The organism is Deinococcus detaillensis (assembly GCF_007280555.1).
Classification (GTDB): Bacteria; Deinococcota; Deinococci; order Deinococcales; family Deinococcaceae; genus Deinococcus; species Deinococcus detaillensis.
Map to the genome: position 1 here is coordinate 178,905 of NZ_VKDB01000005.1, position 18,829 is coordinate 197,733.

An 18,829-nucleotide genomic window follows, 5' to 3' on the forward strand; every position below is an offset into this window, starting at 1 on the left:
GGCAGTGCCTCTTTTCTTGCTCCCCGACCTCGGCGACCTGCTCCGGCTCTCGCCGCAGTACAACGCCGCCACCTTGGTGGAAGTCGCCCGCCAACTCGGCGCGGCGCGGCTGCTGTGGCTCAGCGGCCCCGACCCCGACCACCCCGCCCGCGACAGTTTCGGCGCGGCCCGCTTGCCCACCACCGATCTCGCGCCGGATTGGGCTTTTGCTGAGGCCGAGTATCAGCAACTCCTCGAATTTATGCCGCAGTACCCCCAAGGCCGCCAGCGCCTCAAAGCCGCTGCCGCCGCCGAAGGCGAACTGGCCGATTTGCTGCAAACGCCGATGACCTTTGAAAAAGTCACGGCTCCTGCCACGCTGGAACTGGCCAGTCGTTACCACACCGCCCTTGCCGAGTCGCTCGGCGAAGGCCCCGGTACCCGCCATCACGCCCGCCGCCTGGACGAATTGGCAAAGAGCCTGCAAGACCAGCAGGGGGTGGCGCTGGCGGCACTCGACGATCTGCCGGGCCTGCTGGAGCGCTTGCCTCAGGCGGCTTTGCCTGACCTGCCCAACTTCCAACCCGGCGAGGCTTCGCGCCTGCGGGCACTGGCTGATAGGGCCGGACAACTGCGTGAAGACGACGACCTCAACGCCCTGATCGCCGCACTGGGCCGCGAAACGGGCGACGCCATCACGCCGCTCTCAGAGCTGGATTACCACGCCGCCGGAATCTTTTTGGCCACCGGCGACTTAGAGAACGCCCGCAGCTTGCTGGAAAAGTCGGCGCACGGCCTGAGTGACTTGCCGCGCAGCTTGCCGGGGCTGGTGCTGGCGCGGCTGGGCCAAGTCCGCGACGCGCAGCAGGATCGGGATTTGGCGCGGCGCAGTTATCAAGCGGTGCTGGCGCTCAACTTCGCGCCGGAAGTGGCTCGGGAAACGGCGAGGGCCGGCATGGAGACGGCATTTGTAATGGAAAAGGAGTAAACAGCGGGCTTGGTGCTCAGCTTTTCACCCGCTCAATCAAGCCCGCTCTCACCACCTGCTTCTCACCGTAAAGCAAATGTGGCTCGCCTTCCAGCTTCACACTGATCAAATCCGGCAAAGTGTTCAGCCTGATTTCCGCTTCGGCGCGTTGCAGCGGCCAGCGCCGGTGCCAGATCGGGCCTTTGTAGATTTTGTCTCCGGCGGCGCTGAACAAAGAATAGCGCTCGGTCAGCCACGCTTCCAGGCTGCCTTCCTGCGACTCAAACTTCGGGCCGATGGGCCGGTAAGCGGCGGCAAATGCGCCAGCCGTGACGCCTTTGTGGGTACGAACGCTGGCGTACTCGGTCACTTCACCGCGCTGGGCGCTCCACATCTTGGCGTCGAAATACGGCAAATGAAAACCCAGCCGCGCCAGCCGCACGGCTACAGGTTGCGCGGCGTCTAAGCTGAAAAACCAAACGCCTGCCGTACCCTCAGCGTCGATCACGTAAGTTCGCAAGTTGAGTTCGGTAAAGGTGGACAGGCCGCTGACAGTGGGCAGACCGCGCGGGGCCACTCCCGACATCAAGAACGGCACCACGCCGAGGTAAGCCTGTCCGTGATAGGTGTCTAAGGTGAGGCCCGGCGGCAAGTACTTGTGCAGTTCGGCGGCGCTGACGGGCCAGTGCATGAAGCACAGCCGCTGCCAGATCATTCTCAGGGCGTAGGGTGGATGGGCAGGATCAGTCACCCGCTCAGCCTAGCGACTTTGAGGCCAGCAGAGGGCAACAAAAAACCCCCTCCGGTCAGGGAGAGGGGCAGCAAACAAAAAAGGGTTAGCGCTTGCTGAACTGCGGAGCGCGGCGGGCCTTCTTGAGGCCGTACTTCTTGCGCTCGACTTCGCGGGGATCGCGCTTGAGTAAGCCCTTGGGCTTGAGCTGAGCGCGGAAGTCAGGGTTGACCTTCAACAGGGCGCGGGAAATGCCCAGCTTGATGGCGTCGGCCTGACCGCTGGGACCGCCGCCCGCCACGGTGATGTAGGCGTCGTAGCGCCCCGCCGTGCCGGTTTCACGGAAAGCTTGCAGCGCGTGAACGGCGCGGAGCAGACCACGGAAATAGTTTTGAAACTCCTTGCCGTTGACGACGATTTTGCCTTCGCCGGGGCGTAAAAACACCCGCGCCACAGCAGTTTTGCGGCGGCCCGTTCCGTAGAATTGTTCGATAGCCATTAGTTGTTCTCCAGCTTGGTGGGTTGTTGGGCGGCGTGGGGGTGCTGCTCGCCCGCGTAAACCTTGAGGCGGGGGTGCATCGAGCGGCCTTGGCGGCCCTTGGGCAACATGCCGAAGACGGCGTGCTCAATGACGCGCTCGGGGTGGCGGGCCAGTACAGTGCGGGCGGTTTCTTTCTTAAGGCCGCCCTGGTAACCGCTGTAGCGGGTGTAGACTTTTTGATCCAGCTTTTTGCCGGTCAGCGCCACTTTTTCAGCGTTGATGACCACCACGAAGTCGCCGTTGATAATGTTGGGGGTGAAGTCGGGGCGGTGTTTGCCACGAATGCGGCTGGCGATCAAGGTGGCGAGGCGGCCCAAGGGCACGTTGCTGGCGTCCACCACGACCCAGTTTTGTTCGGTTGAATTGTTGTCAGGCACGTAGGTTTTCACGTTGTAGCTCCAATGCGAGATTAAGTTTCATAGCACAGTTGAGTTTTGCAGCGCGTTAGGTCAGTCTTTTGACGCTCGCGGGGGCAAGCGTGAAGCGACCTCGCCGGGGCTGCGCCCGACCCGCTTTGCACTCTACCAAGCGCAAAACACCGCTCATGAGTGTAGCAGACCTGAGCGGCGTGGGCAAGCCTGAATTTGGGCTGCATTGAGTGAGCAGGTTCTAGGCCGCGCCGAGTTGCCCGAAGAAATTGAGCTGGTGGTAAAGGTCGTCTAGGGCTTGGCTATACAGCCGCTGTGAGACCCGCTCATTGAGTGCCAGTGCCAGCGCCGCGTCGTGGAAAGTGGTGAAGCGCTGCTGGATATGCCAGCCTTCGCCTTCAGTGAGCAGGACTACATCCGGAGCGTCCAGCAAGAACCGGACGCGGCCTTGTGAAGTGCGGGTATCTGTATAGTGCTGCAACATAAACACAGCGTAGCCAATCGCCGCCTGAGAAGGGGTGTACTTCCTGACGATTGACTTCAAGAAGTGGGGGCGCCGAGTTGGGTAGACCCGAAGACAACGTCGGCCTGCACCCGCCCAAGTCACTTCAGTTGTTGAGCATCAAATTGCTGATCGAGCTGGGCGCAGGCGTCTCAGTCGGGAATTTGACCAGCACGTTGACGACTGTACCCGGTGGCGTCGCAGGATCGAGGATGATGCTGTGGGCCGAGAGCAGCGGCGGCGACGGCTCGGTGTCAATGGCCCGCACCAAGACTTGGCCCTGCGCCGGAACAAAGACGCACCAGCTTTCGGGAGTGGTGCTGAAGGCGCGAACCGGCAACAAGCTCTGGAGGCCCAAGTCGCCGGGGGTGGGCCAATATTCGATCAACAGAGTGGCTTGTTGGCGCTTCAAATCGGCGGCGTCAATGTCGAGCTGAATCTCGATGCCGTCGGGTTTGTCTTTGTTCAGTTTCATCCAACCCGGCACCACGTTGCGCCCGCTGGAATTGCTCTTGTACATCTGTTTGTCAGGAATGTTGTTTTGCGTCATGGCTTTACCTTAGCTCAAGTTAGCGCCGATTGGCGCGGGCTGGGCAGTGGGGGGAGTAAGAAGTCTAGTTGGACGCCGCAGGCAACGCGCCCAGCAAGCTGCGGGTCACGAAATAGCCCACCGCGAACACCAATAGTGGCAGCAGATCAAAGACGACGGTCGATTCTTTTTCGGGGTGCAGCGCGTCTTGCTTTTGGAAGCGAATCATGAGCAAAGCTTAACGCTTTTATCCGGTGCTCGCCTTCCCCATCACTTCATCCAGACCGCAGTTGAGTGGCCTTACGGGTCCGTACAAGCTATCCGGCACGGCCCTGATTCACCGTCAGCAGCAGCAAGACGATCAGGGCCACGTCCAGCACCCAACTGGCCGGGCGGCGCAGGCGCGGATCGGTTCTGGCCCGCAGCACCTGCACCACCAAGCGGGCCGCCAGCAAAACGGCCAGTACCCACACCGGCACGCCGAAACCCAGCAGCGGCGCGAACAACAGCAGCGCCGCGCTGAGCAGCAGCAGCAAACTCAGCGCCGTAAGGCGGTCTGGGGAAGGCGGCATGAGAACTTACGCTTTGGGGGTGGCTTTAGTTTTGCGCGGCGCTTTGCTGTCGGCTGGGGTCTTGCTTTTGGCTGGCGCTTTACTTTTCGGCTTTACAACTGGCTGTGGTGGGGCTGGCTGGGCAGTCGGCGCTGCTGTTTGGGCCGACTCTGCTTCAACGGCAGGCGCAGGCTCTTGGCTGCTCTGCTCAGTGAGCTGGGGTTCACTGTTCTGAGATTCACTGGTCTGCGGCTCACTGGGCAGCGGCCTTAGAATCAGGGCGCTGTTGGGGGCCAAGTTGAGCAGCAAGCGGTGGGTTTGACCGTGATCGCCACCTTCAAAGGCTTCCAAGCTGCTTTGCTGGGTGCCGAAACCGCCGTATTCGCCGTCATCGGTGTTGAGCAGGACTTGGTACAGACCCGGCATCGGCACACCCACCGGATAACCCTCGCGGTAGACCGGCGTCATATTCAGCACCACCAACACCCAGTCGCTGCTGTCCGGGTCGCGGCGAATGTAACTGTAGGTGCTGGCCTCAGCGTCGTCGGCGTTGACCCACAGCATTCCTTCAGGCGAGTGATCTCCAACGTGCAGCGCTGGGAATTCACGGTAGAGCCGGTTGAGATCGCGCACCAGCAACATGACGCCCCGGTGGTCGCGCAGATCGGTCAGGTGCCAGGGCAGCTCGATGTTTTCGTTCCATTCGGTGCCCTGAGCAAATTCTTGGCCCATGAACAGCAGCTTTTTGCCGGGTGTCGTCCACAGATAAGCGTAAAAGACCCGAAGCCCCGCCATCTGGGCGTATTGGTCGCCGGGCATCTTGCGCAGCAGGCTGCGTTTGCCGTGAACCACTTCGTCGTGCGAGAGCGCCAGCACAAACTTCTCGGAGGTGCGGTAGACGTTGAAAAAGGTCAGCTTGTGGTGGTCGTATTTGCGGTAGATCGGGTCTTCTTGGATGTACGAGAGGCTGTCGTTCATCCAGCCCATGGCCCATTTGTAGTGAAAGCCGAGGCCGAACGGTGCCGGGGAAGTCACGCCCGGAAAGTTGGTGCTCTCTTCAGCAATCATGATGGTGCCCGGCGCTTGGTGGGCCACCACGTCGTTGAGGCGCTTGAGAAAAGCGATGGCTTCCAAGTTCTCGTTGCCGCCGTAGATGTTGGGAATCCAATCGGTGCGCGAAAAATCGAGGTAAAGGATCGAGGCCACCGCGTCTACCCGCAGGCCGTCGATGTGGTATTCCTCCAGCCATTTGAGTGCCGATCCGATCAGGAACATCACCACTTCGTTGCGTCCGTAATCGAAGATGTAAGTGTTCCAGTCGTGGTGAAAGCCCTTGCGCGGATCGGCGTATTCGAAGAGCGGGCCGCCATCAAAGCGGGCGAGGCCGTGTTCGTCGGTGGGAAAATGGCCCGGCACCCAGTCGAGCAGCACAGCAATGCCGCGTGAGTGCAGGTGATCGACCAAGTATTTGAAATCGTCAGGCGTACCGAAGCGGCTGGTCGGCGCGTAGTAACCGGTGACTTGGTAGCCCCACGAGCCGTCGAAGGGATGCTCCATCACGCCCATCAGTTCGACGTGGGTGTAGCCGAGCCAATCGACGTAATCGGCCAGGCGGTGCGCGATGTCGCGGTAATTCATGTACCAGTTGCCCAGCCCCCGCGCCCACGAGCCCAGATGCACTTCGTAGATACTGATGGGTTTTTTCTCACTCTGGTCGCGCCCCGCCATCCACTCGGCGTCGTTCCAAGCGTGACTGCTTTGCCAGATAATGCTGGCGGTGGAGGGACGCAGCTCGGCAAACTGCATGTACGGATCGGCTTTTTGGACTGTGCGCCCATCTTGGCCGGTGACGTTGTATTTGTAAGCTTGACCGAAGCCGGCCCGCGGCACGAACAAACCCCAGAAGCCGAAATCGAGCCGGTTCATCGGATGCTCCAAGCCGTTCCAAGCATTGAAATCACCGACCACACTAACATGCTGGGCGTTGGGTGCCCACACCGCGAAGCGCACCCCTTCCACGCCACCTTCACTGGTGACATGCGCTCCCAGCAATTGATCGGGGCGCACCAAATCGGCAGTGGCCATTTTTTGCAGGAGGTCGTAACTTAAGGGCAGCAACTCATTCATCCCGACAGTTTACTGTCACCAAGCGTCAGAAGCGGCGGACATTCGGCAGCGCTTAAAGACTAGGTAAATTTAGACTGAGTCAGGTTGTACGAGAGCAATGGCCAAGAAAAAGCCGCTTGCTTGACCACTATCCTCAATTGATTACACCGTCTCGATGACATTTCGCCGAAAACGGCTCAGCAGGGCCAGGCCAAGTTCGCCGCTTTTTTCGGGGTGAAACTGGGTGGCGTGGATATTGCCCTGGCTGATGACCGACCAAAACGGTACGCCGTACTCGGTGATAGCACCCGCCGTGACCTGCGCCGAGAGCGGCACGTAGTAGCTGTGAACGAAATAGGCATAGCCTGAATTGTCCAAACCGCGCAGCAGCGGCGAGTCTCCGACTGTCTCCAGCGTGTTCCAGCCCATCTGCGGCACTTTCAGGCCCGGCTGATTCTCAAAGCGTTTGACGGTGCCCTCGATCAATCCGAGGCCCGCCACGCCGGGAGCTTCCTCCGAGCCGGAAAACAGCATTTGCATGCCCACGCAGATGCCCAGGAGCGGCGTGCCCGCCCGAACAGTGCGCAGCAGCAGTTCCCGGAAGCCGCTGGCATCGAACGCTTCCATGACTTGCCGGAAGTGACCTTGCCCCGGCACGACTATGCCCGCCGCACCCTCAAGTTCGGCAGGCTGATTGGTGACTCGGACGTTTAAGCCCGCCCGCAGCAGGGCTTTTTCGGCGCTGCGGAGATTGCCCGCGCCGTAATCGAGCAGCAACACTTCTTTCGACCCTCCAGCCGTCACAAAGCCCCCTTGGTACTCGGCAACTCGCCGCTGGTGACTTGCACCGCGTCTCTGAGCGCCCGCGCAAAGGCTTTCATAATGGCCTCGATGACGTGGTGGGCTTCTCTTCCGGCCAGCAGGCGCACATGCAAAGTCACGCCGCCGTGATTGCAAAAACCGCGCAGAAATTCTCGCAGATGATAGTGGGTAAAGTCGCCCGCCGTTCCCCACACCTCCAGCTTTTCCGGCTCGAAGGCGAGGTGGGCGCGGCCCGACAAATCCACGACCACGTGAACCAGCGTTTCGTCCATCGGCACGAAAGCGCTGCCGTAGCGCTCAATGCCTTTGCGGTCGCCCAGCGCTTGACTGAGCGCTTGCCCCAGCGTGATGCCGGTGTCTTCGACGAGGTGGTGCGGCTCGATGTGAAGGTCGCCCGTCGCCTGAACGCTGAGGCCCAGCCGTCCGTGGCGCGAAAGCTGCTCGAGCATGTGATCGAAAAAGCCGTGTCCGCTGCTCAGCTCCGCGCCGGGCGTGTCGAGATCGAGCCTGACAGTGATAGCGGTTTCTAAAGTGCGGCGCTCTACGGTGGCGTGGCGGGAGGTGGGGCGGGAAGCTGACATGAACAGAGTCTAGCGGGCAAAAGCGGGAAGCAGGGCAGGGGGAGCGCCGCCGCTTTTGCTCTGCTTCCGCTCACCTAGACTGAGCCATGACCCGTTTGACTGGCAAGGCCCCCAACCGCCGCCGATGGTGGTGGCTGCTGCTGGTGGCAGCGCTCGGTACAGCCTGCACCACTGTCTTTACCACCCAACTGACCACTCCAGGTGCCGAGGCGCTCACCAAAGGCCAAGCCCTCCTCGGCAAAAAAACTGTGCTGGCCATCGTCGCCCATCCCGACGATCTGGAGTGGTACATCGGCGGCACCCTGCGGCGACTTTCAGACAACGGGGCAAATGTGCAGGTCGTGGTGTCCAGCGACGGCGAGAAGGGGCCGAACAAAATCGATGCCCCTGACCTCGCCGCCGCCCGCCGCGCCGAGCAGGCCGCCGCCGGAGCCATCAACGGCTACACCAAAATCCACTCGCTGGCTCTGCCGGATAGGGGCGTGGCCGCCGACCCGCGCTTTTTGCCGGAAGCGGCGCGCATTTACAACGAAGTCAAGCCCGACGCCGTGTTCGTCTTTGATCCGAGCTCTCCGGCTCTCCCCTATTTACACGTGGATCATCAGGGATCGGCCCGCGAATTTTTAAAGTTCTGGGACACTCTGGGCGCGAATAAGCCGCCGGTCTATTTGTTTCAGACCCGTAGGCCCAACGTGGCAGTGGACATCAGCGGCGTGATCGACACCAAAGTAAGAGCGCTGGCCCAGCATGTCAGCCAAAACGGTGGCAGTGGCAGCGGCATGAAAGGTTTTTTTGCCGGATCGGGCAAGCAAGTGGGTGTGGAGTACGCTGAGCTGTTCAGGGAGTTGGACGGCAAGTAGTACGCCGGCTTGCGCCTCCTTTCTTTCAAGCCAAGAAAAGCCCCCCAACCCAAAAGCCGGGGGGTAATTTTGACTGGACAGCCTTAATCCAGAATGCGCTTGAGGTGCAAGTAGATCTCGTACCAATCGCCCTTGTCGCGGGGGCGCTTGCCGCGCAGCTCGATGCGGGCCAAGGTGCGAACCCAGTCCGGCGTGATCTGAGCGCCCAGCGTGGGGTCGGCCACCAAATCCGCTAAGCCTTTGGGCATGGCTCCTTCGGTATTTTGGCCGTAGAACTCAACGCCCTCGAGCAAGTCGTGAACGGTGATGTCGTAAGCGCCGGCCAGCGTTTGAAGGGTATCCAAGCTGGGGTTGGTGCGCCCACGCTCTAGGTCGGACAAGTACGGCACGCTGATGCTGGCCGTCTCTGCCACGTCTTTGAGGCGTAGCCCGCGCTCGCTCCTGAGCTCGCGGAGTCGTTCGTGTAATTTCATGCTTCACCTCCCGGTGTGGTGAGAGCCAGCCGCAGCACGCAGCCCCGAAGGCTCACAGATGAGCTGACTCAGGATGCTTGGCCGCCACGTTGACCGTTTGAGCCTTCTGATATTTACAGAATTTTGCACCCTCAAGTGCGAGTGTAGCACCGCGTTCCAGTCTGGTCAAGACAGAATGAAGTGGGTCAAGTTCTTGAACAAGGCGGGAAACTACGCTAAAATCGTAATCAAGAATTTGATTTACACTTCTTCTCATCTCCATCATTTTAGATATTGCTGTTCAGGAGGACTGTCCATGCGTGCCCTTGAAGACATTGCCCAAACGCTCAGACTCGGCCAATTGCACCCCACTGCCGTCCTCAACACCTTAATCGCCGCTGAAAACGAAGGTGGGCTGAGCGCCGTGCGGCACATTGAGCGCCAACTTACCCGCAGCGCCGACGCCCTGAGTGAGAGGCGGCACCCCCACAGCCAACTGGCCCAAATTTGGCTGAATTCCACCCGCGCTTATCTGGTGGCCCAAACCGAGCAAAAGCAGGCGGTCTGAGGCGATCAGGCGTCTATGCTTGCACCTGCCTGTGTCAGACTCGAACGATGACCCTCCGTGCCCAGACACTGTTGATGGTTGCCGTGCTTGCCCTGCTCTCTCCAGCCAGCGCACAGAAGCAAACGGGGAACCCAGTGGCCAAAAGTAAGAGCTTGACGCTCAAAGTCGGCGCAGCGGGCCAAGACCTCAAGGTGAGCGCGGGCGATACCCTACGCTTTGAATTGAGCAGCAGCGCCGGCACCGGCTACGCCTGGCACGTCCTCGACGTCGACCCGGTCTTTCTGGCTCTGGTGGACAGAACGGTTACTGCCGCGCCCACTGCCAACACGGTTGGAGCGAGCGCGGCGAGGCCGGTGGTCGGCAGTTCCGGCCCAGTGACCACCTACATCTACTACGTCAAAAAGTCACTCGACCTCGGCGGCTACTCGGTCACTACGCCGGTTGTCTTTGTCAACCTGCCGCCCGGACGCCAGACCACCCAAACGGCGAAGCTGATTCAGTTCAACTTGGCAGGCAAGTGAACCTAAATGGTCGGCGTAGAAAATTAAGGGGTTTCGTTCCAATTGAGCAAAGCTAGAACCTCGGCAGCGAGTTCTTGGACTGGCCTTTCATCGGTACAAATGCGGTTAACCCAAGCTGGCGTCCGTTCATCAAGCTCGGCGGCCCGTTGACTACTCCTTTCAAGATGTGTTTCCAGACCTGCACCGATCTCCCGCTGCTCTAGGCGGAGCCGCGCCGTACCGTCTGATGCAGTCAGTAGCACGGCGTTCGCTAAAGAATCTTCGCCTATTGCCCGCATCAGATCGCCAGTGTGAAGAACGCTGACAGTGTTGGTGTAAATTAATCTGCGGTAGCCGAGGGCACGGTAGTTGCCCCAGATGGATTTCAGATTCTGTTCGGCCAAGCCGTATTTCCAAGGCGGTGGGTACGCCAGATCGAGGTTGTCGCCCTCAATGACCGCGTGTTTAATCCGCAGAGCTGAGAGCTGATAGTGCAACTCGGCGGCCAGACTCGTTTTGCCCACCCCGGAGCGGCCACCTATAAACAGTACCTCGTTGCGCTCAGAGACCGTAGATTTCTCCATATTTCTCAAACAAATACTTCACGTAAGCGTCGGCGCTCAGCGGCTGGCCGGTGGCTCCCTCCACGATCTGCGCGGGGGTGCGGCGGCGGCCATACTGGTGCACGTTGACACGCAGCCATTCCCGCAGCGGCGCGTAATCGGCGTTCTGGAGTCCGGCGGCAATTTCAGGATTCTGGCAAGCGGCTTCTAGGAGCTGCACGCTCAGCAAGTTGCCGAGGCTGTACGTCGGGAAATACCCGATCAGACCCGCCGACCAGTGAATATCTTGCAGCACGCCTTCGCTGTCGCTGTCAGGCACCACACCCAAATATTCCTGCATCTTGGCATTCCAAGCGGCGGGCAAGTCAGCCACGCTCAGCTCACCCTCGATCAGGGCCAGCTCCAACTCAAAGCGCAGCATGATGTGAAAGTTGTAGGTCACTTCGTCGGCTTCCACCCGAATCAGGCTCGGCTGCACGCGGTTGACGGCGCGGTAAATGGACTCGGCGCTCTGGCCGGCGGCCACTTCCGGGGCGGCTTTGGCCAACTCGGCAAAATAGTGCTGCCAAAACGCCTTGGAGCGGCCCAGCAAGTTCTCAAAGAGGCGCGACTGACTTTCGTGAACGCCCAAGCTGGCTCCGCGTGCAAGCGGTGTACGCTCCAACTCTTGGCTGACGCCGTGTTCGTACATGGCGTGGCCGGTTTCGTGCCAAGTTCCGAACAAGCTCATGGGAAAGTAGTGTTCGTCAAAGCGGGTGGTGATGCGGATGTCATCGGCGCTGAAGTTGGTCTGAAAGGGGTGGGCGCTTTCATCCAGCCGCGAAAAGCTGGGCAGTAGACCGAACGCTTCTTCGGCAACTTTGAGCGAAAGCTGACGCTGGGCCACCGCCGGAAATGGGCGCGTCAGCACGCCGTAATCCGTGGCATCGCCTGCCGCGACGATGGAGCGCAGCAGCGGCAAGGTGCGCTCACGCAAATCGGTGAAAATCTGCCGGACGTGGGCCGTCTTCATGCCGGGTTCGTAGTCATCGAGGAGCACGTCGTACGGGTGCTGGTCATAACCGATCAGCTCAGCGTACTGTTTGGTCAGGCTCAGCACCCGCTCCAAGTACGGCGCGAAAGAAGCGAAGTCATTGTCGGCCCGCGCCTTGATCCAGGCGTGGTGGGCCTCGTTTCGGGCCTGCGAAACGTCTTCCACAAAGGCGGTGGGCAGCTTGGTGGCTTTGTCAAAGTCACGCCGAGTCACCCTCAACAAGTCCACGTCCACTTCGCTGAGTTGCCCGGCGTCCACCGCTTCAGCGGCCTCCAGCAGCGCCCGCGTTTCGTCGGAGGTCAACAGGTGGTGGCTGAGTCCGGCCAAACTGGACATTTGAAGCCCGCGAACCCGCGCCGCGTCCTCCGGCATCTGGGTTTCCTGATCCCACGACAGCAGGCCCTGCGCCGCGCCCAGATCACTGATGAGATTGAGGCGGCGCTTGAGAGTGTCCAAGGGGCTGATGGAGGCGACCTGTTTGGGAGCAGTGACAGTCATGAATCTAGGCTAGCACCGCCGGGCAGTCAGGAGTGCAGGTTCAAACCTCACTGCCACCGTTCGCGCTCTTCCGCCGCCTCGCCCAGCAGCAGGGGGCGCACTTCGCCCAGCAAGTACAAGCTGCCGCACACCACGCTCAGGCCCGGCGGCAACGACGCCAGCGCCCCGGCAGGCGTAGATGCGGAGCGAACCGGAATCCCGAACGGTTCAAAGAATTTGGCCAACTCCTGCGGCTCGGCGGCGCGGGGACTCAGCCGCGAGCGCGTGAGGATCACCTGACTGGCAATGGGCGCAAGTTCAGCCACCACGCCGGCAATATCTTTGTCGCCCGCTGCACCGAAGACCAGCGGCACTTTCTCTACGCCCAGACTCCGCAGCGCCGCTGCCAGTGCCCGCGCGCCGTCTGGATTATGGGCACCATCGAGCACCACTTGGCGCTCCAAACCGTCCAGCCCGCCGAGCCAAATCAGTTTTTCTAACCTGCCCGGCCAACGAATTTGCGTAACGCCCTTCTGAATGGCTTCCAAATCGGTACCCAAGCGCTGGACCGCCAGCACCGCCAGCGCCGCGTTCATAGCCCCGTGTTGCCCGAGCAGTGGGGTCTGAACCGTAAGGCTTCCGGCAGGGCTGGTGAGCGTCACCCGTGAGCCTTGCCAACCCTGCGATTGCACTTCTACTTGCGCCTCGCGGCCCAGCGCCCACACGTCCGCGCCCGTCGCGTCGAGCAGCGGCCAGAAAGCGGGCACGATGCCAGTCACGGCCGGCAGGCCAGCCCGCAGAATTCCGGCTTTCTCGCTGGCAATGGCGCTGAGGGTATCGCCCAGAATCTCAGTATGGTCCAGAGCCACACCTGTAATGACACTCAAGGCCGGCTCAAGCGCGTTGGTGGCGTCGAGCCGCCCGCCCAGCCCGACTTCCATCACGGCCCACTGCGCTCCGGCCTCCGCAAACAGCCAGCAGCCCAGCGCCACCACGATTTCAAAAAAAGTCGCTCCGAGCGCTTCGGCGTGGGGGCGTACTCGGCCCAGTCCAGCTTCAACCACATCAGCGGATAACTCCTGACCACCCACCACGAAGCGCTCAGCAAAGCGGGTCAGGTGCGGACTGGTAAACAGGGCGGTGCGCCGGCCCGATGACTGGAGAATGCTGGCCAGCGTCGCCGCCGTGCTGCCCTTGCCGTTGGTACCGCCCACCAAAACGGTTTGAAAAGTAGTTTGCGGATCGCCCAGCATATTCAGTAGCTCACGCACCCGGCCCAAACCCGGATGTACCCCGAAGCGCTGACGGGCGTAGAGCCAATCGAGATGGTTACTCAAAGTGGTTACTGAGCGAAATACGCTTCTAAAGCGGGGACAATCTGCTTTTTGCGGCTGATCAGATTGCCCAAATCGGCCAGATGCTGCTCAGTCGCTACGCCAAAGGCCGCCTGCACCACCTCCGCCTCAGTATCCGACACGATCAAGGTACGGTTGGTTTCGTTCAAAATATCCACTACACCCAGCAAAATGCCACTCAACTTGCTGGCGGCCTTCTCGGCTTGCATGGCGCTGAGCAGTTCGGCTTGCCGCCCGAAAACGTAAGCTGGATTGGTCGTTTCAATCATGCCGATGCCCCACGTTTCTGACCCGAGCGGAAAAACTTTGTAATCCATTTTGAGCAGTTTGTCGGCGGGCATGTCACCAAGGTCGCTCTTGGCCGCGAACATCTGCATGGCGTAGCCTTCCACGTCGCTGATACCCGCGATAGGCGCGAGAAAAGCGGCAGCGTCCCTGTCTGTATCGGTGGTGGTGGGACTGCGAAACTGCAAGGTGTCCGAGAGAATGGCGCTCAGCAGCAAGCGGGCGTCGGTAGGCTCGACGCTCAGGCCCGCTTCGCGGTGCAACTTGAGCAGCAGCGTGCCAGTGCAGCCCAGCGGCTCAAAGCGCAGGAAAGCAGGCTGGGCGGTGCTCAGGTCGCCAAGCTTGTGGTGATCCACCACATAGCGCACGTCAAGTTCGGCCAAGTTGGGCACACTCTGGGCCGACTCGTTGTGATCCACCAGCGCCACCGAACTGCCCGCAGGTAAAGCCGCAAGCAAGTCCGGCGCGTTCACGCCCGCCTCACGCAGCACGTAAGCCGTCTCGTGGTTGAGTTCACCGAGGCGGTAAGGGGTCGCCGGCGTGCCCGTGCGGGTCAGGAAGTGAGCATAAACCAGCGCCGCCGTGATGGCGTCGGTATCGGGATTGAGATGGCCAAAAACAGAAATCATGTTGAGCAGTCTAGAGCATTGCCGCCTAAGGTGCCCAACAAAAAAATACCCCCCGCACATGGCAGGGGGCATTTCGGGGGTGAAGAAGGGGCTTAGAAGTTGACCTTGTAGGTGATCTTGAAGGTCGAACCCTGAGCCACTTGGCCGCTGGGCAGGGCCATCTGGGTGCCGTTGGCGTCTTTGGCGCTCAAGTTGTAGAGGCCGTACGCGAACGACAGATCGTAGTAGTTGCCTTCCACGTAGACGCCGTTCTGGTTGATCGAGTAAGCGCTGCCGTTGTCAACGTACTTCCCGGCGTTGTTGTCGTCGCCATTATCCCAAGGGGTGTAAGCGCGGTTCTTGGTGTTCAGGCCAGCGTAGTAGACGGCCAGTTTGCCGGTGGGCAACAGGAAGTCGTTGAGCTTGATGCCCGCACGGTAGCTCAGTGCCGAAACGCCGTAGTTCTTGGTCGCGTCGGAGCTGCCGGTGTAGTTGCGGCTGAGGTAGCCGACCTGACCTTCGACGCTGGGCTTGAAGATGGTGTCAATGGTGTCGGTGCTGACCTTGGCTCCGGCAGCGACAGTCGAAAGATCAGCCTTGGCCGCGCTGTCGTAGATGAAGTTGTTGTAGAGGCCTTTGAGGTTCACATTGAGGAAGCCCAGCTTGGCGTTGTACAACCCGTCAGCGTAGAGCAAGCTGTCGTTGTAAGAGGAGGAGCCGCTGCTGAGGCGCTTGGCGTAGCCAAAACGAAGCGACAGGTTCTTGACCAATGCACCGGGCAAAGCGCCGTCGTGCATGATTTCTGCGCCGTACTCGCTGTAGCAGACCTTGTCAGAGAACGCGCCCAAGCTGAAGGTCAGTGCGCCGCCAACTGCGTCGGTATCGGTCAGGCCGGTGCCGGGGTGCTGCGAGCCACAGCCGCTCTGGTTGGTGAGGGCGGTGTCGTTGAGGGTGTAGTAGCTGTTGTAGCGGCTGTTAGCAAACAGGCTGGCAGTCTTTCCGGCGATTCCGTAGATCACAGTATCTGTCGCGGCGCGGGTGCCACCGATGCTCACGTCTTGGTAGTAGCCGCCAACCGAGAAGCCAAAGCCGGGGGTCAGGTCAGCACGCGCGATGTAGCGGGTGGCCGCTTCGTTGGCGGCCGTTGCCACCATGTCGGTCTTGGCGCTATTGCTGATGTCTGCCGAGTTGGTGCCGGTGTAGAGGCTGTAGTAGCCGCCGCGCACCGTGACCAAGTTCAACAAGTTAACTTTGGCGGCCACGCCGTAGTCCACGATGCCGTTGTTGTCGGTGGAACCGAGGTTGCCGCCCTGAACGGTCTGAACGTTGTAGTAACCGCCCACCGCCACGGGGCCGAGGGTGCCGCCCACTTGCGCCGCCGCACCGACTTGGCCAGGAGTAGCGTACTGAGTTGCGCCGTTGTTATCGGTCGTGGCGCGGTCACCACGGTTATAGGGAGCCGTGCTGCCGTTGTCGCCGTCTTTGGGGTTGGCTTCGGAGATCGCAGCAGTTTTGTCGTAGTTGGCATCAACGCTGCGGTAGTTCAGGTCGTAGATGCGAATGGGACCGACGCTGCCACTGGTCTTGGCATAGAAGACATTGCTTCCGCTGGTGACTGCCGCGTTGCCGCCGTTTTGACCGCTCAACACGCTACGGGCGTATTCGCTGTCAATCTGGAAGCCCGCAAGTGCGCCGTGCGCGTCTGCGCCGTAAGTTTTGGCATCCGACACCACGATGGTGGAGCCGTCGAGCAGCGTCACTTTTCTCGCGAATAGGGAGGTGCTGTTGCCTTGATTCAGGCCCGCTTTGAGGCCCACGCTGTCCAAACCTTCCTGCGCGTAGTTCAGGCCCAGCTTGAGGGTACCAATCGGGGTAATCTCGGCACGCACGCCACGGTAGTACTGGTAGTCGCCGTCACGTCCGTCAGCAGCGTAGTTGTTGCTGCCGTCGGCTTTGTAGCTCAGGCGGCTGCTGCCGTAGACCGCTTTGATGATGGGCTTAAAGGCTCCCAGCACTGGCAAGTTGCCGCCGTCCACCGTGACCACGTAGCCGTCACCGCGAGCGTTTTTGTCATTGTCGAACACGTAGTCGCTGAACTTGGCTTTCACGCCGCGTCCGAAGTCCACCGTCACGGGGCTGTTGCCGACTGTGAAGGTCGCCGTGCCGTTCTTAAAGTAGAAGAACAGCGGCTGGTACTTGTAGCCGTTACTGTCGGTGATAGCGGGGTACTTGTCTAAGTCTGCTTGTTTCTGGTCACCCGTCAGCGAGGGATTAGCGGAGATGCCGAACTTGATGTCGACATTCTTGATAGCCACGCCGCCCGCGCTGGTGAGGTAAGCGCCAGTGTTGGTGCTGGTGCCGTTGTTGGCCGTGCCAGTGGTGTTGAAGGTGATACCGAAACTAATGCTGGTGCGGCCTTCTTTGTTCACGCCCGCAATCGGAGCGTAGGCCGCAGTGGTGTAGCCCAGTTTCGTATCAGCATCGCTGATTTTGTAATCCCCTAAAGCACCATTGTTAGCCGGAACCGTCTTGGTGATAGCTGCTTTGGTGGTGGGATCAATACCGGTCAGCGTAATAGTGCTGGTCGAGAAACCGTACAGGCCGTCGGCGTTGTTGACCACTTTGGTGGTGTCGCCCGCCAAGTCCACGTAGTCTACAGAGGTATCAGACGTGCCGGCATCACCGTCATCGCCCGTGCTGAACTTGGTGCCAGCGAAGAGGCGGTCAATGTCCATGTCACGGTCGGCGCGGGCCACGTAGTAGGTCGCACTGAGGTTGGGCTTGATGCTGAAGGCGTTTTTCTCCAACAACGTAACGCGGTTGCCGATGTCGGTGATTTTGGTTTCGTTGACGGCCACGCGGCCCACCAAGTTGTCAAAATCAGCACGCTGCACGAAGTCGGCTTGAGCAGCTTCGATGGCGCTGGAGCGGTCTTGCAAGTTGAGGATGTCCTGGTTGAGCAAGACAGTCAAGTCGTTGAGGGCGGCGATGCTGCTGGCGTTGTCGTCCACATCGGCACGCAAGGTGTCGTAGTTGGCCGAGAGGTCGTCGGCACGGGTGGTGAAGTCGCTGATCTGGCCTTGCAGATCGGCAATCGCGTCGCTGTTGCCCGCGACTTGGTCTTGCACGGTGGAAACTTGGTCTTGCAGATCAGCCTGAGTTTCCTCGTTGGCAGTGTTATCAAACGCCCCGGCGCTCTCGGCAGGCGCAGGCATGCTGGACATCTGGCCGCCTAATTCCTCGACGCGCTGCTCCAAACGGGAGAAGTCGTCTTTGGTCACGGCGTTTTCTTCGAGGTCGCTGACGCGCACACCCAGAGCGGCCAGATCGGCGGCCAGCTCCTGAATAGCGTTTTGCAAGCTGGTCATGGTTTCTGGGTCCATGACAGGAGCCTGCGCGGTGCCCATCTGGTTGAGCAGACGCGCAATGATGACGGCCGCTTCGTAGCGGGTCAGGTTCTGGGTGCCGCGGAAGGTACCGTCGGGGTAGCCCAGAATGACGCCCTGCGACACAAGACGGTCAATCGCGTCTTTGGCCCAGTGACCGGCAGGCACATCGGTCAAGGCAGGGATTTGAGCTGCTGGAGCTGCCGCCGGGGCGGTGTCCTGAGCGGCTGCGAAACCAAACGACAACGCAGCGGTGAGAGCGAGCAAAGACTTCTTCATATGAACCCCCGTAAATGTCGCGCGTCAGAAAATGACTCTGGCTTGAAGGCATTCATGGGGCGAGTTACCGAGTTTCCTCTCCCAGACGCAATCGCTGTCCTCATTTGTGCCGCGCAACCTGCCCCAGTCTTCCTCTTTCATGAGAAAAATCAGTTCAGATCAGAGTGATGATACACGCATGAAGATCAGGTGGTCAACCCTGAGAGGCCCATAAAGGCGAGAAATAAGCCAAATCATCCAATTTGAGCGTACTGAGCGACCCCAAAGCCATCTCTCATGAAGACAGTTAATCCAGAGCTGATCTGAAAAAAGACCTAAAAATTCTCATTTCTGGTCTTTGCAGAGGTGCAATAGAGCATTTGTCCGAATAGATGCCTGAGCAAAAAGTACGCTCAACCATCCATCCTCCCAAATGCTCTCTCTATTCCACTCCCGTTGGTCGGTCAAAGGAGAGCTTCTTTTACGACAAATGCTCCAAAACTGTTAAAAGTGAAGTCTCACCTCTTGGTTCACATCTTGAGAGACATCCACCATCTCTTCTAAGCTCGACTTTGGCCATTGGATACTGTCAGGCGGCGTAGCAAAGTGCGTCTGCGAGGCGCTCAATAAAGTCCAGTGGGACTTGAATCATTTCACGTCCTGGCGCAGACATGCGAAAAGTCGGTACCTTCCATAACGCTCGCCGAGGTTCGGCGAGCGCATCGACAAAAGTTGGCAGGGTCTTGTCGTACCAGGCGGCACGACGAACCCAGACGTCCTGGCCCTGCCAGCGCTCATGGGCCATCAG

20 protein-coding genes and 1 pseudogene are annotated in these 18,829 nt (G+C 60.1%); 4 read left to right on the forward strand and 17 right to left on the reverse strand.

The features are described 5' to 3' along the window. The first annotated feature begins 4 nt into the window (after nucleotides 1-4). On the forward strand, nucleotides 5-967 hold the full coding sequence (locus FNU79_RS07535; protein ID WP_143720249.1) for a hypothetical protein: 963 nt from the start codon (nucleotides 5-7) through the stop codon (nucleotides 965-967). Between the two features lie 16 nt (nucleotides 968-983). Here FNU79_RS07535 and FNU79_RS07540 read toward each other — a convergent pair whose 3' ends face one another. The 10 genes from FNU79_RS07540 to hisB form a co-directional block, all read right to left on the reverse strand. Next, nucleotides 984-1,697, reverse strand: coding sequence for a YqjF family protein (locus tag FNU79_RS07540; protein ID WP_225429941.1), 714 nt, complete (start codon nucleotides 1,695-1,697; stop codon nucleotides 984-986). A gap of 85 nt (nucleotides 1,698-1,782) precedes the next feature. Beyond that, nucleotides 1,783-2,175: a 30S ribosomal protein S9 gene (gene rpsI, locus FNU79_RS07545; RefSeq protein ID WP_124869257.1), complete on the reverse strand. Its 393-nt coding sequence runs from the start codon at nucleotides 2,173-2,175 to the stop codon at nucleotides 1,783-1,785. Continuing rightward, nucleotides 2,175-2,606, reverse strand: a complete 432-nt coding sequence (gene rplM, locus FNU79_RS07550; protein WP_143720250.1) for a 50S ribosomal protein L13 — start codon at nucleotides 2,604-2,606, stop codon at nucleotides 2,175-2,177. Before rplM ends, rpsI begins: the two co-directional genes overlap by 1 nt. Before the next feature lie 220 nt (nucleotides 2,607-2,826). Next, on the reverse strand, nucleotides 2,827-3,069 hold the full coding sequence (locus FNU79_RS07555) for a hypothetical protein (protein ID WP_143720251.1): 243 nt from the start codon (nucleotides 3,067-3,069) through the stop codon (nucleotides 2,827-2,829). A 124-nt stretch (nucleotides 3,070-3,193) separates the two neighbouring features. Then, nucleotides 3,194-3,637: a uracil-DNA glycosylase gene (locus FNU79_RS07560; protein ID WP_143720252.1), complete on the reverse strand. Its 444-nt coding sequence runs from the start codon at nucleotides 3,635-3,637 to the stop codon at nucleotides 3,194-3,196. A 64-nt stretch (nucleotides 3,638-3,701) separates the two neighbouring features. After that, nucleotides 3,702-3,845 carry a hypothetical protein gene (locus tag FNU79_RS19080; RefSeq protein ID WP_164473433.1) on the reverse strand — a complete coding sequence of 48 codons (144 nt, stop codon included), beginning with the start codon at nucleotides 3,843-3,845 and terminating at the stop codon, nucleotides 3,702-3,704. Between the two features lie 88 nt (nucleotides 3,846-3,933). Beyond that, nucleotides 3,934-4,188 (reverse strand): hypothetical protein, encoded by a 255-nt coding sequence (locus FNU79_RS07565; RefSeq protein ID WP_143720253.1) that lies wholly within the window; start codon nucleotides 4,186-4,188, stop codon nucleotides 3,934-3,936. A 6-nt stretch (nucleotides 4,189-4,194) separates the two neighbouring features. Continuing rightward, entirely contained in the window at nucleotides 4,195-6,294 is a 2,100-nt protein-coding gene (gene glgB / locus FNU79_RS07570; RefSeq protein ID WP_143720254.1) for a 1,4-alpha-glucan branching protein GlgB, read from the reverse strand. 141 nt (nucleotides 6,295-6,435) lie between these two features. Further along, nucleotides 6,436-7,053 (reverse strand): imidazole glycerol phosphate synthase subunit HisH, encoded by a 618-nt coding sequence (gene hisH / locus FNU79_RS07575; RefSeq protein WP_225429942.1) that lies wholly within the window; start codon nucleotides 7,051-7,053, stop codon nucleotides 6,436-6,438. A gap of 20 nt (nucleotides 7,054-7,073) precedes the next feature. Then, nucleotides 7,074-7,676: an imidazoleglycerol-phosphate dehydratase HisB gene (hisB, locus tag FNU79_RS07580; RefSeq protein WP_143720256.1), complete on the reverse strand. Its 603-nt coding sequence runs from the start codon at nucleotides 7,674-7,676 to the stop codon at nucleotides 7,074-7,076. Between the two features lie 86 nt (nucleotides 7,677-7,762). On the opposite strand from hisB, the gene FNU79_RS07585 reads away from it, so the two are divergent. Continuing rightward, on the forward strand, nucleotides 7,763-8,536 hold the full coding sequence (locus FNU79_RS07585) for a PIG-L deacetylase family protein (protein ID WP_143720257.1): 774 nt from the start codon (nucleotides 7,763-7,765) through the stop codon (nucleotides 8,534-8,536). Nucleotides 8,537-8,619: 83 nt separating this feature from the next. Here FNU79_RS07585 and FNU79_RS07590 read toward each other — a convergent pair whose 3' ends face one another. Next, nucleotides 8,620-9,009 carry a helix-turn-helix domain-containing protein gene (locus FNU79_RS07590; protein ID WP_124869281.1) on the reverse strand — a complete coding sequence of 130 codons (390 nt, stop codon included), beginning with the start codon at nucleotides 9,007-9,009 and terminating at the stop codon, nucleotides 8,620-8,622. Nucleotides 9,010-9,304: 295 nt separating this feature from the next. On the opposite strand from FNU79_RS07590, the gene FNU79_RS07595 reads away from it, so the two are divergent. After that, nucleotides 9,305-9,556, forward strand: coding sequence for a hypothetical protein (locus tag FNU79_RS07595; RefSeq protein ID WP_143720258.1), 252 nt, complete (start codon nucleotides 9,305-9,307; stop codon nucleotides 9,554-9,556). A gap of 47 nt (nucleotides 9,557-9,603) precedes the next feature. Then, nucleotides 9,604-10,077, forward strand: a complete 474-nt coding sequence (locus tag FNU79_RS07600) for a protease inhibitor I42 family protein (RefSeq protein ID WP_143720259.1) — start codon at nucleotides 9,604-9,606, stop codon at nucleotides 10,075-10,077. Between the two features lie 23 nt (nucleotides 10,078-10,100). Here FNU79_RS07600 and FNU79_RS07605 read toward each other — a convergent pair whose 3' ends face one another. The 6 genes and pseudogenes from FNU79_RS07605 to FNU79_RS19395 form a co-directional block, all read right to left on the reverse strand. Next, entirely contained in the window at nucleotides 10,101-10,640 is a 540-nt protein-coding gene (locus FNU79_RS07605; RefSeq protein ID WP_143720260.1) for an ATP-binding protein, read from the reverse strand. Beyond that, complete coding sequence (locus FNU79_RS07610; RefSeq protein ID WP_143720261.1) at nucleotides 10,618-12,150, reverse strand: carboxypeptidase M32; 1,533 nt, start codon at nucleotides 12,148-12,150, stop codon at nucleotides 10,618-10,620. The genes FNU79_RS07605 and FNU79_RS07610 overlap by 23 nt, the downstream gene beginning before the upstream one ends. Nucleotides 12,151-12,197: 47 nt before the next feature. Beyond that, nucleotides 12,198-13,466, reverse strand: a complete 1,269-nt coding sequence (locus FNU79_RS07615) for a bifunctional folylpolyglutamate synthase/dihydrofolate synthase (protein ID WP_143720262.1) — start codon at nucleotides 13,464-13,466, stop codon at nucleotides 12,198-12,200. Nucleotides 13,467-13,471: 5 nt separating this feature from the next. Beyond that, entirely contained in the window at nucleotides 13,472-14,398 is a 927-nt protein-coding gene (locus FNU79_RS07620) for a manganese-dependent inorganic pyrophosphatase (RefSeq protein WP_143720263.1), read from the reverse strand. 92 nt (nucleotides 14,399-14,490) lie between these two features. Further along, nucleotides 14,491-18,042 carry an S-layer homology domain-containing protein gene (locus FNU79_RS07625; RefSeq protein WP_143720264.1) on the reverse strand — a complete coding sequence of 1,184 codons (3,552 nt, stop codon included), beginning with the start codon at nucleotides 18,040-18,042 and terminating at the stop codon, nucleotides 14,491-14,493. Nucleotides 18,043-18,610: 568 nt separating this feature from the next. Continuing rightward, a pseudogene (locus tag FNU79_RS19395) lies at nucleotides 18,611-18,829 on the reverse strand (IS701 family transposase); the annotation flags it as partial.

Coding starts and splice junctions, on each gene's coding strand:
- FNU79_RS07620 (WP_143720263.1), bottom strand. CDS start 14,398: ATGATTTCTGTTTTTGGCCATCTCAATCCCGATACCGACGCCATCACG.
- FNU79_RS07590 (WP_124869281.1), bottom strand. CDS start 9,009: ATGAAATTACACGAACGACTCCGCGAGCTCAGGAGCGAGCGCGGGCTA.
- glgB (WP_143720254.1), bottom strand. CDS start 6,294: ATGAATGAGTTGCTGCCCTTAAGTTACGACCTCCTGCAAAAAATGGCC.
- FNU79_RS07605 (WP_143720260.1), bottom strand. CDS start 10,640: ATGGAGAAATCTACGGTCTCTGAGCGCAACGAGGTACTGTTTATAGGT.
- hisB (WP_143720256.1), bottom strand. CDS start 7,676: ATGTCAGCTTCCCGCCCCACCTCCCGCCACGCCACCGTAGAGCGCCGC.
- FNU79_RS07625 (WP_143720264.1), bottom strand. CDS start 18,042: ATGAAGAAGTCTTTGCTCGCTCTCACCGCTGCGTTGTCGTTTGGTTTC.
- FNU79_RS07565 (WP_143720253.1), bottom strand. CDS start 4,188: ATGCCGCCTTCCCCAGACCGCCTTACGGCGCTGAGTTTGCTGCTGCTG.
- rpsI (WP_124869257.1), bottom strand. CDS start 2,175: ATGGCTATCGAACAATTCTACGGAACGGGCCGCCGCAAAACTGCTGTG.
- FNU79_RS07600 (WP_143720259.1), top strand. CDS start 9,604: ATGACCCTCCGTGCCCAGACACTGTTGATGGTTGCCGTGCTTGCCCTG.
- FNU79_RS19080 (WP_164473433.1), bottom strand. CDS start 3,845: ATGATTCGCTTCCAAAAGCAAGACGCGCTGCACCCCGAAAAAGAATCG.
- FNU79_RS07595 (WP_143720258.1), top strand. CDS start 9,305: ATGCGTGCCCTTGAAGACATTGCCCAAACGCTCAGACTCGGCCAATTG.
- FNU79_RS07560 (WP_143720252.1), bottom strand. CDS start 3,637: ATGACGCAAAACAACATTCCTGACAAACAGATGTACAAGAGCAATTCC.
- FNU79_RS07610 (WP_143720261.1), bottom strand. CDS start 12,150: ATGACTGTCACTGCTCCCAAACAGGTCGCCTCCATCAGCCCCTTGGAC.
- FNU79_RS07555 (WP_143720251.1), bottom strand. CDS start 3,069: ATGTTGCAGCACTATACAGATACCCGCACTTCACAAGGCCGCGTCCGG.
- FNU79_RS07585 (WP_143720257.1), top strand. CDS start 7,763: ATGACCCGTTTGACTGGCAAGGCCCCCAACCGCCGCCGATGGTGGTGG.